Origin of the sequence: Corynebacterium macginleyi, from assembly GCF_003688935.1 — a bacterium.
GTDB lineage: Bacteria > Actinomycetota > Actinomycetes > Mycobacteriales > Mycobacteriaceae > Corynebacterium > Corynebacterium macginleyi.
The window spans coordinates 1-13,308 of the sequence record NZ_REGE01000031.1 but is presented as its reverse complement, the minus strand read 5'-3'; the positions used below and the strand labels follow the sequence as shown (position 1 = coordinate 13,308).

The 13,308-nt window shown below is 57.8% G+C and carries 12 protein-coding genes and 1 pseudogene; 2 read left to right on the top strand and 11 right to left on the bottom strand.

The annotated features are described in order from the left end of the window. Window positions 1-109: 109 nt before the first annotated feature. From D9V82_RS12330 to lspA, 5 genes are all read right to left on the bottom strand, one after another. Entirely contained in the window at window positions 110-277 is a 168-nt protein-coding gene (locus tag D9V82_RS12330; RefSeq protein WP_167449815.1) for a hypothetical protein, read from the bottom strand. An 82-nt stretch (window positions 278-359) separates the two neighbouring features. Further along, a complete protein-coding gene (locus D9V82_RS12945) occupies window positions 360-482 on the bottom strand; it encodes a hypothetical protein (protein ID WP_259466308.1) in 123 nt (40 codons plus the stop codon). A gap of 61 nt (window positions 483-543) precedes the next feature. Then, entirely contained in the window at window positions 544-1,083 is a 540-nt protein-coding gene (locus tag D9V82_RS11490) for a hypothetical protein (RefSeq protein ID WP_121912478.1), read from the bottom strand. Further along, window positions 1,080-2,006, bottom strand: coding sequence for an RluA family pseudouridine synthase (locus D9V82_RS11485; RefSeq protein ID WP_121912477.1), 927 nt, complete (start codon window positions 2,004-2,006; stop codon window positions 1,080-1,082). The genes D9V82_RS11490 and D9V82_RS11485 overlap by 4 nt, the downstream gene beginning before the upstream one ends. Beyond that, window positions 1,999-2,490: a signal peptidase II gene (gene lspA, locus D9V82_RS11480; RefSeq protein ID WP_121912476.1), complete on the bottom strand. Its 492-nt coding sequence runs from the start codon at window positions 2,488-2,490 to the stop codon at window positions 1,999-2,001. The genes D9V82_RS11485 and lspA overlap by 8 nt, the downstream gene beginning before the upstream one ends. Before the next feature lie 41 nt (window positions 2,491-2,531). Between lspA and D9V82_RS11475 the strand changes: the two genes are divergently transcribed. Continuing rightward, the gene (locus D9V82_RS11475; protein WP_121912475.1) at window positions 2,532-3,476 is read left to right on the top strand and encodes a hypothetical protein; all 945 of its coding nucleotides are present in this window, start codon (window positions 2,532-2,534) and stop codon (window positions 3,474-3,476) included. 7 nt (window positions 3,477-3,483) lie between these two features. Here the strand turns inward: D9V82_RS11475 and D9V82_RS11470 are convergent, their stop codons facing one another. Continuing rightward, window positions 3,484-4,101 (bottom strand): WKL family lipoprotein, encoded by a 618-nt coding sequence (locus tag D9V82_RS11470; RefSeq protein WP_121912474.1) that lies wholly within the window; start codon window positions 4,099-4,101, stop codon window positions 3,484-3,486. A 106-nt stretch (window positions 4,102-4,207) separates the two neighbouring features. On the opposite strand from D9V82_RS11470, the gene D9V82_RS11465 reads away from it, so the two are divergent. Continuing rightward, window positions 4,208-5,122, top strand: coding sequence for an asparaginase (locus D9V82_RS11465; protein ID WP_121912473.1), 915 nt, complete (start codon window positions 4,208-4,210; stop codon window positions 5,120-5,122). On the opposite strand, the gene D9V82_RS11460 is transcribed toward D9V82_RS11465, so the two are convergent. The 5 genes and pseudogenes from D9V82_RS11460 to D9V82_RS11440 form a co-directional block, all read right to left on the bottom strand. Continuing rightward, window positions 5,119-6,504: a DNA polymerase IV gene (locus D9V82_RS11460; protein WP_121912472.1), complete on the bottom strand. Its 1,386-nt coding sequence runs from the start codon at window positions 6,502-6,504 to the stop codon at window positions 5,119-5,121. The two genes, D9V82_RS11465 and D9V82_RS11460, sit on opposite strands and share 4 nt — an antisense overlap. Before the next feature lie 589 nt (window positions 6,505-7,093). After that, window positions 7,094-10,258, bottom strand: coding sequence for an isoleucine--tRNA ligase (gene ileS, locus D9V82_RS11455; RefSeq protein ID WP_121912471.1), 3,165 nt, complete (start codon window positions 10,256-10,258; stop codon window positions 7,094-7,096). 332 nt (window positions 10,259-10,590) lie between these two features. Continuing rightward, window positions 10,591-11,405 (bottom strand): annotated as a pseudogene (locus tag D9V82_RS11450) (IS3 family transposase); the annotation flags it as partial. A 517-nt stretch (window positions 11,406-11,922) separates the two neighbouring features. Further along, window positions 11,923-12,387: a hypothetical protein gene (locus D9V82_RS11445; RefSeq protein WP_121912470.1), complete on the bottom strand. Its 465-nt coding sequence runs from the start codon at window positions 12,385-12,387 to the stop codon at window positions 11,923-11,925. 105 nt (window positions 12,388-12,492) lie between these two features. Then, on the bottom strand, window positions 12,493-12,894 hold the full coding sequence (locus D9V82_RS11440; RefSeq protein ID WP_121912469.1) for a hypothetical protein: 402 nt from the start codon (window positions 12,892-12,894) through the stop codon (window positions 12,493-12,495). Window positions 12,895-13,308 lie beyond the last annotated feature (414 nt).

Sequence of the window (13,308 nt, the reverse complement as noted above, 5' to 3'; positions counted from 1 at the left end):
GCAGGCTCGAACACCTACGCGGCATCGCCTTAGGATTTAAAAACCTCAACCACTACATCGTGCGGTGCCTGATCCACTCCGGACAACTACAGGACAAAATCAACGCACTCTAAAACCGGAAGGGCCCCTTATCGCCCTGCGCAATAGCGCTCAGCTTATCCAGTGGGATTACCACGTTGGTGCGCACGGTGGAGGTGGAGGTGCCGGAAGGAAAGAGGACGGCGACACCGGCAAGCGTGCTTTTCGATGAACTCCAACGTCGGCAACGAATGCCCATTGCGCCGCGCTCCCTCGACTGCCCGGCGCTGGCGGCGCGTAAAACTGATCGGCTTACAATAAATCTGGAAAAGGTCGGCAATCTACGCAGCTGCGGCATCCGCCATGCCGGCGGCGCTCAGCTCGGAGGCGGGCCTGTCATTAGCCTCGGCGAGGATATCCGTCGCCGAGTTTAAAGCCGCAATATATGCCCGAATGTGTTCCATGCCCCCGATGCTAAACGGCTTCCTTGGTACCCCGCTCACCAAAGCGTTCAGGATGGCAAATTTAGCTGGGTGGGCGCACGGCGAAGCTGCCCCAGGCGGCATCGACCGGCGCAGGTTCAACGGCGGCAACGACGGGAAGGGAGGCGACATCGGACAGCTGGGTGCCTCTACCCCACACTACTGCGGCGCTAACCGCGCTCGGGCGCTGACCGAAGGAAGAGCCGATGCGGTCAAAGGTGCGGTTAATGACCGCGGCGCGATCCTCACCGGCGACCGGCTCCGGCACCACGACGGGCGCGGTCGAGCCCATTAGGATGGCATCCATACGCGGAACGTTAGTCAAGGCGGCGGCGACGGCAACCGGCGGCAGCTCAGCTTGGAAAGTCACCAACGCATACGTCGAGGCATCCGGATCGATGTCCATGGAATTGACGCGCTCAATGTACTCCGCCCGTGATTCCCCATCTGGGCCCAAGTAATCGCCCTGCACGCGTGTGGATGCCTGCGTGCCCAGTGTGCCAAAAAGCAACAACACAACCACGACCGCCACCAGCACCAGCGCCAGCGCCGCTAGACGGCGTCGCCGATAAAACTTCCTCATCCCTGTAAACACTCCAGGGCATTGCGCAAGTCGTCGGGGTAGGGCGCGCGGGCCTCAAACCACTTTCCGGTGCCGGGATGGGTAAAGCCAAGCTGCACCGCATGCAGCCACTGGCGCTCTAGACCCAGGCGGGCAGAAAGCTGCGGATTTGAACCGTACATGGGATCGCCAACGCAGGGATGCCCGGTGGCGGACATGTGGACGCGGATTTGGTGCGTGCGGCCGGTTTCCAGGTGCACCTCGATGAGGCTAGCCTCGCGAAAGGCCTCAATGAGGTGGTAATGGGTGACTGCTGCTTTGCCATCATCAAGCACGGCGAATTTCCAACCCGCCTTCGGATGCCGGGCGATGGGGGCATCGATGGTGCCTTCAATGGGATCGGGCAGTCCTTGGACCACCGCGTGATAGGTCTTCTTCACGGTCCGATACTTAAACGCATGCTTGAGTGCCGAGTAGGCTCGCCCCGAGGAAGCCACGACCATGACCCCAGATGTACCCACGTCGAGTCGGTGGACGATACCCTGCCGCTCGGTGGGGCCTAGGGAAGCCACTTTATACCCAGCTGCGCGCAGCCCGCCGATGACCGTCGGGCCATCCCAGCCCACGCTCGGGTGCGCAGCGACGCCGACGGGTTTGTGCACGCAGATGATATCGGCGTCGCTGTATAAAACGTCCATGCCCTCCACCAGTTCCTCGCGCGGCAGCAGGGGCTTTTCCGGTTCTGGGAGCAATACCGAAACGACTTGGCCAGAAGCCAAGCGCTCGGATTTACCCAGCTCCTGCGAGTCTACGGTCACCCCGCCTTCAGCACACAGCTGGGCAGTAGCCGAGCGGGAGAGGCCAAGGAGTTTGGCTAGGGCGGCATCGACACGCATGCCCTCTAAGCCTTCTGGAATGGGAAAACTGCGCAATTGCCTATTCATTTTCCGCCCTCCGTTCAGCAATAAGCATGGCGCCAATAAAAATCACGACACCGCAAGTAATAGCGGCATCTGCGATATTAAAGACTGCGAACGAGCCAACCGAGATGTAGTCCACGACGTGCCCGAACCAAAAGCCGGGATCGCGGAAAATGCGGTCTGCAAAATTGCCCAATGCCCCTCCGGCAATGAGCGCCAGCCCCAGCGCCTGGCCGGTATTGTCAATGCGCGGGGCGGCGATCGCCACGCCTAGGACAAACGCCAATTGAATAGTGGTAAACAGCCAGGTCGATCCCTCGCCGCCGATGGAAAATGCCGCGCCTGGGTTAAATAGTAGGTTAAACCTGAACCAGTCCCCGATGACATGATGCGGCTCGCCCTCCGTCAGTACGGCAAGCATGATTTGCTTTACGGCTTGATCCACGACCGCCACGGCGATAACCACCGCAGCTATAAGACCTGTTTTACTCCTTCGGTTTTGACTCACTCACACCATTCTAATCCGGCGCGTCCGGTATTTTGGTAAGCGTGTTTCGAGTCAAATTTTTTACAGCCCTTTGCGCCATTGCCGCAACGCTCAGCGCCTGTTCTCATGAGACGCCCGGCCCCGCCGTTGAGCAGCCCGTTGGCTTGATTATCGATGCCCCGCGCCTGACCGTCGACCATGCCGGAACCGGTGAGAAGAAGCTGCTGGAATATCACGATATCGACTCCTCACAGGAGGTTTCTTATCGTGCCACGGAGGGATTTTCGCAGGATTTGCTGAATAAATCCGCAGCCGCCGATTTCCAGGCCACCGGCGTTAATAAGGCAACAACTACCCTGCCTCTCACTGCTTCCGTGGATAAAGCCACCGAAGACGTCGAAGATCAATTACCGGCTTCGCGCAACGCGTTTGTCACAACAAAAGATCCGGAGTACTCCGGCGATACCGATGTATCTTCTGCTTCCGGGTTCCAATTTGGTTGGCGCGGTCAAGATAATGGCCAGATGAATTCCCTGCGTTTAGCCGCCCCGCAGGCCGCAAGCGATAAGGCGCGTGGCATAGTCGAGCAGGCGATCATGAAGCTGACCGCACTGCCCATAGTTTTCCCGAAGGAAGAAGTGGGCACCGGCGCGACGTGGACGGTCGATTCGCGCGTGACGGGGGAATCCACGCTCTTGCAAACAACCCGCTATACGGTCGAGTCCCTGGATGGAGACCGGGTCACGCTATCCGTCGCGGTGGAACAACGGCCCACCCTAGGAGCTTTATCCCTAGACGGCCAATCCGAAGGCACGCAGCTACAAAATAAAGAGCTCAACGTGCTGGATTCTTCCACCCATTCCTCGGGCAGCGTCACGGTCGATCTGACTAAACCGCTCCCCGTAAACGGTTACGTGTCTTTCGAGACAAAGGTAACCTACGGCACCGCCGACTCAGATCTGCGCGTCGTGCAGTCAAGTCTGACGGAGCTGGCGTTTTCCGAGTAGCGGAAAATTACTGGGCGGGGGCTTCTACGGGGGCCTCAGCAGGCGGTTGCTGTTCGCCGACTACGGGGGCGCCGGCGGCTTCATCGGCTGGCAACGCGCCCGCACCGGTATCGGCACACATCTGCGGTACCTGCTCAGGCGGTACCGTGTTTTGAATCAGCGTGCACGCCCAGGTCTTCGATAGTTTCCAGGTGCCGTCCTGGTAGATAAATTCCACCTGGTCAGCGGTCTGCTCCTGGCCATCGGCCGTGGAGAAGTTCACCGTAGTTAGCACGGATTGCGGGTCGTAGCCGGGCAAGACCGGATCCACGACCGCGAACTCCGCGCCAGATTCTTCCTTGGAGCGCGCCATGATGTCGAAGATTTCGGGGGCAGATTCGCCGCCTTCCACCGTGGCGGTCTTTTCTTCCTGCGATGCTTCCGGATCCGTAGCCTTCGCTAGAATGGCGTTCAAATCAGCAGCGGAGGGCAGCGCTGGTGCCGCGGACTGCCCGTCGGCGGAGGCGGATCCGCTAGATTCAGTGCTCTTGGTAGTGTCTTCTTGCTCGTCGTCAGAAGAGCAGGCGGACAGGGCGGCCGCCGCGCTCAAGGCGAGGCACGCGGCACCAAATTTGCGGAATTTCACTTCTTACTCCTCACGTCTGGGTATAAACTCCCACCAGTTTACATTTGCCCCAGCTTTCCTGGTCCGCGCCGGCCGCCTCGGCGCGTCTTCTTTTATTGTGGAGTGCATGACTCACCTTGCCCTCATAGCCACTGGCGGCACGATTGCTTGCACCACGGTGCAGGATGGTTCCCTCGTTCCCACCGTTACAGGCGCGCAGCTTGCGGCCGATATCGACGCCGAGGTGGTGGAATTTCGCCAGCTCGATTCCTCCTCTATTACGCTCGCGGACCTCGACGAGCTCATTGCCGTGGTCAACGAGCAGACCGCCCGCGCAGACATTGACGGCGTCATCATCACCCATGGCTCCGATTCGATGGAAGAAACGGCGATGGCGCTGGAGATTTTTTGCGCCTGCGATACGCCGATCGTGCTCACCGGAGCGCAGCGCTCCTACGATCACCCGCACCCGGACGGCCCGCGCAATCTCCGCGATGCGCGCAAGCTCGCCCTTAGCAAGCGACCCGGCGTCTTTATCTGCTTTGGTGGCATGATCGTCCCGGCGCGCGGGGCCCGCAAGCAACACACCTTCGACCTACGGGCTTTTGAGTCCCTGCGAGTGTCGGATGCCACCCCGCGGCTGCAGCCGCGTCCCATGGCGCCGCACCCGGTAGAAATCATCCCCGCCTACCCCGGTGCGGGGCGCGTGCTTGTCGATGCCGCCCGCACTTGCGCCGCCGGCTTCGTCATCGAGGCTATGGGCGCGGGCAATACAAGTCGGGACATGGGGCGCGCGCTTGCCGATGCCCTCCACGACGGACTCCCCGTCGTTATTTCCACCCGCACCCCGTACGGGGCGACAGCGTTGTCCTATGGCGGCGATGGCGGCGGGGCGAGTCTCCACAGCCTGGGCGCGATCAACGCGGGGTCCTTCCGCCCCAGCCAGGCGCGCATTCTGTTGGCCGCGGCGCTGGCCACCGGCACGGACCCCGCCGAGGTATTCCGGCAAAACCCTGATCCCAAGCGCTATGTCGCGATCTAGTCGTGGTTGCCCAGCCAGTCCTGCCAGTCTAGGGAATCAAGCGGATCTGCCGGAACCAGATGCGGGTCGCTGGCGGCAAAGGATTTCGTGCGGCCGGGTCCGGTGGCGCGGGTTTCAAAGCGCACGCTGACCACACCGTGCCCGGTGCCTTGAATCCAACCGTGTCCAAATTCCGGATGGTAGACGTCTTGAGTGGCGTGCCACTGATCCTCCGCATCGTCCTCGACAACCACAGTGGTCGGCACAGGTAGCGGGGATTCATCGCTGACACCCGTTTCGTAGTCGCTATCCGGCGCCACGGGCCGCACGATTTTACGGTCGAGCTCAGGAAACAGCACGTCCTGGCGTGCGACTTCCAGCCCAGAATAGCTCACCCCCACCAAGCGGATGGGGCCTAATTCATCCGGGTAGCGGGCCAGCCTGAATGCGGCTGCGGTCAATACCTTGAGATCATCGGTGGCATAAGCCAAGGTGGTCGAACGCAATTCGATATGAAAATCAGCCATCCGTAGCTTTACTGTCACCGTGCGCGCTCCGCGGCCATCTTTAAGCAGACGGTGGTGTGCACCCTCGGCAGCGCGAATAATCGCCGCATCTACATCAGCAACGGTCAATAGGTCCTTGGGATAAGTGTGCTCCGTGGAAATTTGTTTGGAAATCGCGCGCGGGGCTACTTCCCTATCGTCGATACCTTGGGCCAACCGCCACAGCTGCAAGCCGACGACGCTACCGATAGAAATTTCTACCTCCTTGCGGGTCATAGCTGCTAGCGCACCAATGGTCTCCACCCCAATGGCCTTGAGCTTGGCCTCGGTAACCTGTCCCACACCCCATAGCTTTCCCACCGCGAGCGGATGCAGCATCTCCAGCTGCTTGTCGGCCGGGATGACATAGGTGCCATCTGGCTTGGCCTCACCGGAGCTGATCTTGGCGAATTGCTTACCAGAACCTGCGCCGATGGAACACGGAAGGCCTGTTTCCTCCCTAATCAGCGCACGCAGTTCATCCGCCCACTGCTGCACCTCACCCGCCGTCGCACCCACCAACGCCGCTGGTTCCATAAAGGCCTCGTCGATAGACAGTTGCTCGATCACCTCCACGTGTTGAGAGATAATCTCAAATATCCGGCGCGACGCAGCCGAATACACTGCCCGCCGCGGGCTGACCACCACTGCACGCAGCCCCACCAATTGCTGGGCACGGTACATGGGCATCGCCGAGTGAGCACCATACTCGCGCGCCTCGTAGGACGCACCAGCAACGACCCCGCGACCGCCGGCCCCGCCGACGAGCACCGGCCGGCCCTGCAAAGTCGGTCGGGTCAATTGCTCGACGGAGGCAAAAAACGCATCCATATCGATGTGGAGAACCCAACGCTGCATGCTGTCTAGTCTAAGTCACACCAGCTCAGCCTCCACACACTAACCGCTAACCCTGGAATTGTGAAGGGCTAAAGCTTGAACTAACGCATATGCAAGATGGAGACAGGAGTTAGCCGCATCCCTACCCACGAGACATTTCTGCGCTTCGAGCCCGAAGGCTTATTGCAGCTTTACCGGCCCTTCCGGTTTTAGAGTGCGTTGAACTTTTCTTTGAGCTATCCGGAGCGGACCAGCACCGCAAGATGTAGCGGTTGAAGGAGCTGCCGGCAATTGGTGAGTTTGTCGCCGGCTAGGTCGCGGGGCACCGAAAACGAGCTGGCGGCAGGCATCCAGCGGTTGACTCGGCAGGTGACCTCGGCCACGAGGTTTCCAAGAGGCCTCACAATGCGGATCCCTTATATGTTGTAGTGAACCGCTGCACCCGTCATGGTCTGCTTCACCCCGCTACGCACTCTCAAACCGGCGGAGCCAGCCTAGTTCATTCACTACCTTCATTACTGAGAAGTGCTGACCGCCGTATACACGCCGGCCCGGTCGAATGCTGTAGATAGCACCCGTCCGGGCCGGTTGACGTAGGAGCTTTGGACTCCTAGTTCTTCGCTACGGTGGCGGTGACTCCGGCGAGGACTTCGTGGGCACAGGCAAGCTGCTCGGTGAGCACGGAGAACTCCGTCGCCAGAACCTCGCCCGCGATCGTGTCAGCGTGGCGCTGCGCCCACTCTTTCTTATCTTCCGGCACGGAAAGAGTCACGGTGATGCGATCAGATACGTCAAAGCCGGAGTTCTTACGGATATCCTGCAAGCTACGGATGACGTCAGCAGCCCAACCTTCGGCCTCGAGTTCTTCGGTGACCTCGGTATCTAGAACGACGAGACCATCCAAGCCCTCGATGCGGGCCGTGGAATCAGGGTTCGCTGCCTGCAAACGCTCGGTATATTCCTCAGGGCTTAAGACAATGTCACCGTCTACGACAACCTCATCGCCACGGCGCTCGTAGTTGCCCGCCTTGAGGTTCTTGATGGCGCGCTGGACATCCTTGCCCAAGCGCGGGCCGGCAACCTTGGCATTGCAAACCACTTGGAAGGTGCCGACGGAATCGACATCGTCAGTAAGCTCAACTTCCTTGACATTGACCTCGTCGCGGATAATGTCAGCGAAGTCCGCCAAGTCCTGGGAGCCCGCAAAGGCCACGGTGAGCTTCGGCAGCGGCAGGCGGTTGCGCAGCTTATTGGCCTTGCGCACCGAGGACGCAGCCGATGCCACCGCGCGAGTGGCGTCCATGGCAGCAACCAGGTCCGCATCTGCGGGATAGTCTTCAGCCTTGGGAAAGTCCGCCAGGTGCACAGAGCGCTCACCGGTCAGGCCACGATAGATGACCTCAGCAACGTGCGGCAGCAACGGGGCGACCACGCGCGTTGTGGTCTCTAAAACGGTGTAGAGGGTATTAAAGGCCTCTGGGTTGGCATCCTCGCCGCCCCAGAAGCGATCGCGAGAGCGGCGGACGTACCAGTTGGTCAGCACATCGGCGAAAAGGCGAACCTCTTCGGTAGCGGTAGCGATATCGGTTCCCGCCAACGCAGCATCGACGTTGGCCACAAGGTCGTGGGTCTTAGCCAGGATGTAGCGGTCAAGCACGTGGGTGGAACTGGTATCGAACTTGGCATCCTGCTCGGCGTAGAGCTGCAAGAAGGTGTACGCGTTCCAGATGGGAAGCAGCGCCTGGCGCACGCCCTCGCGGATGCCCTGCTCGGTGACAATGAGGTTGCCACCGCGCAGGATCGGCGAGGACATCAGGAACCACCGCATGGCATCGGAACCATCGCGGTCAAAGACCTCATTGACGTTAGGGTAGTTACCCTTGGATTTGGACATCTTGAGGCCATCGTTTCCCAAGACGATGCCGTGGGCCACGACCTTCTTAAATGCCGGGCGATCAAATAGCGCGGTGGACAGCACGTGCAGCAGGTAGAACCAGCCGCGGGTTTGCCCGGAGTACTCCACGATGAAGTCCGCCGGCGAATGGGATTCAAACCACTCCTTGTTTTCAAAGGGATAGTGCTTTTGTGCAAACGGCATGGAGCCGGACTCGAACCAGCAGTCCAGCACGTCCGGTACCCGGCGCATCATGGACTTACCGGTGGGATCATCCGGGTTGGGGCGGGTTAGCTCGTCGATGTACGGGCGGTGCAGCGATTCTGGGCGCTTTCCAAAGTCCCGCTCCAGCTCGTCCAGAGAACCGTAGACGTCCATGCGCGGGTATTCGTCGTTATCGGATATCCACACCGGAATGGGCGCGCCCCAGTAGCGGGTGCGCGAAATATTCCAGTCACGGGCGCCTTCCAGCCACTTGCCAAATTGACCATCGCGGATGTGTTCCGGCAGCCACTCGATTTCGTTACGGTTCAGCTCTACCATGCGGTCCCGGAATTCGGTGACCTTCACAAACCACGCCGGCAGGGCCATGTAAATAAGCGGCTCGCCTGAGCGCCAGGAGTGTGGGTAGGAGTGCTCGATGGTCACATGGCGCACCACTCGCCCAGCGGCCTTCAGGTCCTTGATGATGGATTTATTAGCATCGAAGACCAGCTGCCCCTCGTACGGCGGGACCTGGGAGGTGAACTTGCCGTCTTCATCCACCGGGACCACCAGCTCAATGTCGTACTCATTGGTGGTATTCATATCGTCTTCACCAAAAGCGGGTGCTTGGTGGACCACGCCCGTACCATCTTCGGTAGTGACGTAGTCTGCCAGCAGCACCTGGTAGGCATTGCGCAGGTCCGGGAAGAATCCGAAGATCGGCTCGTACTTGAAGCCCTCGAGCTGCGCGCCAGTGAAGGTGTCAAGCACCTCGGCCTCACCCAGCTCTTTTTCCAGGGTGCCCAACAGGTTTTCGGCCATGATTAACGTGCGGCCAGCGAATTCCCCGGCGGTAGCCTTAAACAGTGCATAGGAGACCTCCGGGTGAACCGCCAGCGCCGCGTTGGACGGCAGGGTCCAGGGGGTGGTGGTCCAGGCGAGGAAGGAGGCATCAGCAAGCACAGGGTTTTCCGCCAGCGTCTTATCCGCGGCGGTGCCCTCACGAACGCCCGCGACTGGGAACGTCACCGTCAAGGTGGGATCCTGACGCATCTTGTAGGAATCATCCAAGCGGGTTTCTTGGTTGGACAGCGAGGTATGCTCCGCCCAGGAGTAAGGCAGTACGCGAAAGCCCTGGTAGATCAGGCCCTTGTCATACAGCTTCTTGAACGCCCACATGACCGATTCCATGAAGTTGATATCCATGGTCTTGTAGCCATTGCCAAAATCCACCCACCGGGCCTGGCGGTTGACATAATCTTCCCATTCATCGGTGTATTCCAACACCGACTGAGCGCAGTAATCATTGAACTTGTCCAAGCCCATTTCCTCGATCTGGGCTTTATCAGTAATCCCGAGCTGTTTTTCCGCCTCCAGCTCCGCGGGCAATCCGTGGGTATCCCAGCCGAAGACGCGCGGAACATAGTTTCCAGCCATCGTACGGTAGCGCGGTACGATATCTTTGACGTACCCAGTCAACAGGTGTCCGTAATGCGGCAGACCATTGGCAAAGGGAGGGCCGTCATAAAAGATGTATTCTGGGCAGTCTTTGGTTTTATCCAAAGAAGCCTGGAATGTATCGTCCTGCTTCCAGTACTTCTGAACTTGTTCTTCCATGTCCGGGAAACGGCTCGAGCCGCCGGTCATATCGACCTTGGGATAAATCTTTTTCACCATTATGTTCCTTCACGCTATAACTTTATGCAGGGACGGGCCGAAGGCTCGCGGTACCACCCTGCTTGAGCTAAAAGCTCCGCTTCGTTTCGGTGAAGGAGATAACGGTCCCACCCGTCCAGTTCTACTGAGCCTACTGGCTGTTCTTCTGAATTGCTCCCCCGGTGATAGCCGGATCATCGCATGTGCATGCCAGTATAGCGCCACAAGAACGCAGTGCACAAAAGTTTTCCACAAGGAGAAATTTCGTGTTGAGCGCGCTCGAGTAATACTTATCAGCTAGGGCCCCTGGAATGAATATCGTCGCCGGGTGCGCTGGCCTATTTAAGGAAAAATTACGGGTGCAAGGCGCGGCGGAACCCACGGCAGGAGAACGTATCAGGGGTCAAGCCTTTGAGTCGTTTTGGGATGCATTCGTTGTTGTACCAGGGGATGCAGTCATCGGTCGCGCGGTAGAACGCCTGCATACTAGTGAATGTTTCACCGTGGTACATCTCCGCTTTCACGTGCCCGAAGAGATTTTCCATGAAGGCTTTGTCGTAGTAGTTGCCTTCCCCGGACATTGACTGCATACCACCGATGCTTTTGATCAGGTCACGCCAACTGGAATGCTGGTACTGTATCCCTGGCCGATATTTACAAGTAAGCCTTGACCTGATGATTGTTGTGCAATGGAATCGCGCAAAGACTGCGATGCCAACGCCGTGCTCGATGAGGTAGGCACGCTGTACGACATGACCACCGAACAATCATAGAGGTCCATGATCGGCGACAAGTAGACCTTGGTGCCAGCACCCGAAACTGCGTAATATCATTTGCCCACCCCTACTGTGTGCATCCGGGGTGCAACATTGGTCGAGCACGCTGGTTGCGATTTGGCTGAAAGGGCCTTTGTACGCGTTGTACTTCTTTTTCGCCCGGACCTTGGATGTAAGCTCTAGCTGGTTCATGACCTTGTAGACCAGCTTATGGTTGACCGCCCATCCTTTCCATCGGGCTGAGCGTGCACACGCCGGTAACCATAACGACGCTTCATCCGCTCGAAGATCTCACAGATAGCCTGTTTGAGCTGAGCATGCTTGTCAGCGATGGTAAGGCGTTGCTGGTGATGGAAAAACGTTGACCGGGTAAGACCTGCTGCAACCAGCATATGGGCCCGAACCCCGAAAAGTAGACACATCGAGGATCGAGCCCCTATGGCTTGGGCCAGTGGAATACCGGTACTTAAATCCATGAAAGCGTGTGGAACCGGCAACACGCCGATCACCGTTGACGATACTCACCAACTCCTCGGTGAGCCTGACTGGTACCGATTCTCCTCCCAGCTGAAATGGCACGGAGCGGCACGGGCTTTCACAGATGATGTGCCAGTCACGGTCGACTTTGAGCCGTTTATGGGACACTGTACGCACAACGGTGTGGGCAGAAGATCCCGCATCACCGGTACATCTTCTTGCTCAAGGCACAGGCGCCGTGTTGTGCCATCAGCCCGCGTTAATATGTCGTTGATATCAGCAACACAGTCAGCTATCGCCTCATTGAGCTCATGGAGATTGTAGAAGACCTCGTCGCTGGAGTAACCCCGGATTGTGGTGTATACGATTTTTCAGAGCACACTCTGGGCCCGACCCCCGAAAAGTGGACACATCGGGGCCGGGCCTTTTTCTCTAGGCAAGGTACGACGTATCGAGAAAGTCCTCAAGACTCCAGTGTGCAGGATCAAACCAGGCAACGCATTCGTTGACTTCGATTGCGACTAACTGGTCAGGTAATAAGATGAGGAAATCATTTATCTCGGTGCGGATTCCTTGGCTCTGTAGCTCTTTTGCAATTCGTTCAGTGCTTTCCTGTGCGGTCTCAGCGGGGCGCCGATTAAGGTCAACGCCATAGCAAGTATCCGTGATTGGCGCCTCCATGTACTTCATTTCAACAGTGACGCACTTACCGTCTTCCACGCAGCACACAACCTTGCGGCCAGGATCACCAGGTTCTAGTGTTTCGATATCAACCCAGCCTTCAAACTGTTCCTCATACGTATCCGCACCTAATTCCGAGTCATAGCATGCTTTAGTGGCCTGGTTCACCGTCATACCGGGCTTTACGGGCAAGGGGCAGGTACCTTCAATGTTCATTTTCTCGATGCACTTCCTTTTTCGTCGGTTGTTTAGTACGTCAAGGTCTTCGGTTAGGCTGTCGCGTAAGTCAGACTGCGCACTCGTGTGATTGAAATTGGCTGGTTATTCCCAACAAATAGCCACAACTTTGCCGAATTGGTATGACAAAGCAATGGCCCCATTGTCGTGGGGAATGGTTATGCCGTCACGGTTGTGTTCGAATTCGATCCCCACATCTTTTAGGGCTTTGACAAACTTTCGGCTTGACAATGACAGTGGGATATCAAGGAAGCTATCTGTCTCCCGCGCGTCTAAGATTTCTATTGAGGTAATCAATCCAGCAGTCTCGTAGCTCTTAATGGTGTAATTGATTCCCCCAATTACACATTTGCCAAGAACCTGACCCGTAGTGTCCATTTTGAGAAATGAGATGTCTCGGTATCGGTAATCAGACAGAAGATCTTCGTAGTATGAAACAGGCGCAGACAGCTGCAACGGTTCAGGGGCCTCAAAATTGAACTTCATTTTCTATACATTCCTTAATAGGTGATACTTTTATCTATCTGTGGCGATTGGAGGAATTCCATGCGGGCCAAAGACTCTGGGTTCTGGAATCTATACCGCAAGTGTAGTGGTGTGAGAATCCATTGTTAGATTATCCGCGATTCGAGTGTTTCCGGCCCGAAAGTCTTTACTTAGGAAACCGCGGGCTAGAGCATCGTCAATCATTTCGTCTAGCGCCTGATCATATTTTCGGTCAAGTCCGGTGGAGTGGTGTATCTGTCCTTTCTGAATCTGTGGATCGGGGGACAGTGTTGGGGTCCGGCTCGGGGTTGATGTTGGTTCATTAGGAGGCTGCCTCGATGGTGTCTGCGTCGTTGGTGTGGATGGTGTTGGCGGCTATGAGGTTTCGGGTGTGTTCCAAGCTCGCCAGCGACA